Source organism: Streptomyces sp. MB09-01 (genome assembly GCF_033794505.1).
In the GTDB taxonomy this organism is placed as follows: domain Bacteria; phylum Actinomycetota; class Actinomycetes; order Streptomycetales; family Streptomycetaceae; genus Streptomyces.
In genome coordinates this window covers 1-2,146 of sequence record NZ_JARAYQ010000513.1, presented here as the reverse complement: position 1 = coordinate 2,146, position 2,146 = coordinate 1, and the positions used below count along the sequence as shown (strand labels likewise).

General features: G+C 77.5%; 2 protein-coding genes. One reads left to right on the top strand and one right to left on the bottom strand.

The genetic code is table 11. The annotated features are described in order from the left end of the window. Window positions 1–1,220, bottom strand: a 1,220-nt coding sequence (locus tag PV721_RS43040; protein WP_319734279.1) for a serine/threonine-protein kinase, incomplete at its 3' end; no start/stop codon positions are given. Window positions 1,221–1,472: 252 nt separating this feature from the next. Between PV721_RS43040 and PV721_RS43035 the strand changes: the two genes are divergently transcribed. Continuing rightward, window positions 1,473–2,096, top strand: coding sequence for a hypothetical protein (locus tag PV721_RS43035; RefSeq protein WP_319734278.1), 624 nt, complete (start codon window positions 1,473–1,475; stop codon window positions 2,094–2,096). Window positions 2,097–2,146 lie beyond the last annotated feature (50 nt).

Sequence of the window (2,146 nt, the reverse complement as noted above, 5' to 3'; positions counted from 1 at the left end):
GTTGTGGCGCCAGGGGTCGTGGGTGCGGGGGTCGGGGAGGTGACCGTGTCCGGGGCCGAGCTGTGGCCGCCGGCCGCCCCGCTCGTGGAGGCCTGTCCCCTGCGTTCGTCGTCGTTCATGAGCAGCGCGGCGGCGGAGACGCCCGCGCCGGCGATCGCGGCCACCAGCAGGCCGGCGATCAGCGCGGCCCCCGGCCGCCGCTTCCCGGGGGCCGGGACGGCCGATGCCGATGCCGCGGCTGTGGCCGCGGGTGCGGTCACGGGTGCCGTTGCCGGCACGGGAGTCGGCGCCGGTGCCTGCGAAGGTGCCCGGGGAGGTGCCGGTGGCGGTACGGGCGCCGGTACGGGTACGGCGGGCCCGGCCACGTTCTGCGTCGGCGTGTACTCCGGCGCCGCCGCGTACGCCCGCAGCAGCCGCTCCGCCTCCTGCGCGCCGAGCCGCTGGGCGGGATCGCGCTCCAGCAGCCCTTGCACCACCGGCAGCAGCGGCCCGCACGCGGCGGGCGGCCGGATCTCGTCGTAGACCACCGCGTGCAGCACCCCGCCGAGCGAGTCCCGCCGGAACGGGGACGTGCCGCTCACCGCCGCGCAGAGCAGGGCGCCCAGCGACCACAGGTCGGACTCGGGTCCCACCGGCGTCTGCGCGGACATCCGTTCGGGCGCGGTGTACTCGGGGGAACCGACGAAGGCCCCGGTCGAGGTCAGCGTCGTCGCGCCCGCCACCTGCGCGATCCCGAAGTCCGTGAGGACGGGCCGGCCGCCCGGTGCCTCGAGCAGGACGTTCGCCGGCTTGATGTCCCGGTGCAGCACCCCCGCCGCGTGCGCCGTGCGCAGGGCGCCGAGCAGGGCGATCCCGATCCGGGCGCCTTCCGCGGGGTCCACGGGGCCGGTACGGGACAGCCGGTCGGCGAGGGAGCCGCCCTCGACCAGCTCCATGACGATGTACGGGCGTTCGTCGTCCTCGACGATGTCGTGCACCACGATGATGTGCGGGTGCTTGAGCTGCGCTGCCGCGCGTGCCTCGCGGAGCGTGCGCTCGCGCTGGAGCCGGGCCTCGTCCTCGGACAGCGCGGGATCGAGCGCCACCTCCTTGACGGCGACGCACCGGCCGAGCAGCTGGTCGGTGGCGCGCCACACGATGCCCATGCCGCCGCGGCCGAGTTTGGCATCCAGCCGGTAACGCCCGGCGATCAGTCGGGCGTTCTCCCCCTGGGTCCCCATGGCGACATCATGCCGCATCGCCGCCGTGGGCCGGGGCCGGGCGCACGGACGGGCGGACGCACGACCGCGTGACGGCGGGACCCACGACCGCGTGACGGTGGGACGCACGACCGCGTGACGGCGGGACGCGCGAGCGGGTGACGTGATGCCCGCGTCAGGGTTCCCGATCGGGCCGCGGCGTGTCGAAGACGGCCCTTGATCGTTTCTTCAGCGGTGACCCATGCATCTGCTGTGGAATTCGGGAGGACGCGCGTGACCGCTTGGCAGTACTTCGCCGGGGCGGGGCTGGTGGCGGCGCTCTGCCCGCTTCACGGCCACGTGGCGGTCGCGGGCGACGGCCACGGCCGCGGCGCCCGCGTCGACCTGTGCGTGCCGATGAAAGGGCCGCAGCCGAGGGGGCCCGTCACCCGGCCTTCCGGGCGGCCCTCGGTACGGGCGGCCGTGCCCGGCGCCGACCGGCCCACCGTGCACCACCCGGGGCGGATGCCCGCGCCGGCCGCTGCCCTGCCCGGACGTCCTGGGCTGCCCGAGCGGCCGGCGCGGCCCGAGCGGCCGGCGCCCGGGGAGCCGCCGGTCGTGCCGGCCCCGGCGGAGCCCTCCGCGGAGGCCGGGGCCGGGCGCGCGGAGCCGCCGGAGCCCGCGCCGGATCCCGCGGGCGCAGCCGCAGGGGCGCCCGCCGACGCACCCGCCCCGCCCGGGCCCAGGGCCGCCGCCGCATCGCGCGTGAGTGCCTTCCACGTGCGTCCGTACCGCGCGGTGGCCCTGGAGCGGCGCGGGCCGAACGGAATGTCCACCGTGATGCTCATGGTCGTCGTCACCACCCCGGCCGTCCTCGCTGCGGCCGCCCTGCGTCCGCGCTCCAAGAGCCGCGGCTGACCGCCTGTTCCAGGAGCCGCGGCCGCCCGCCGCGCCCCACCGACCCCACC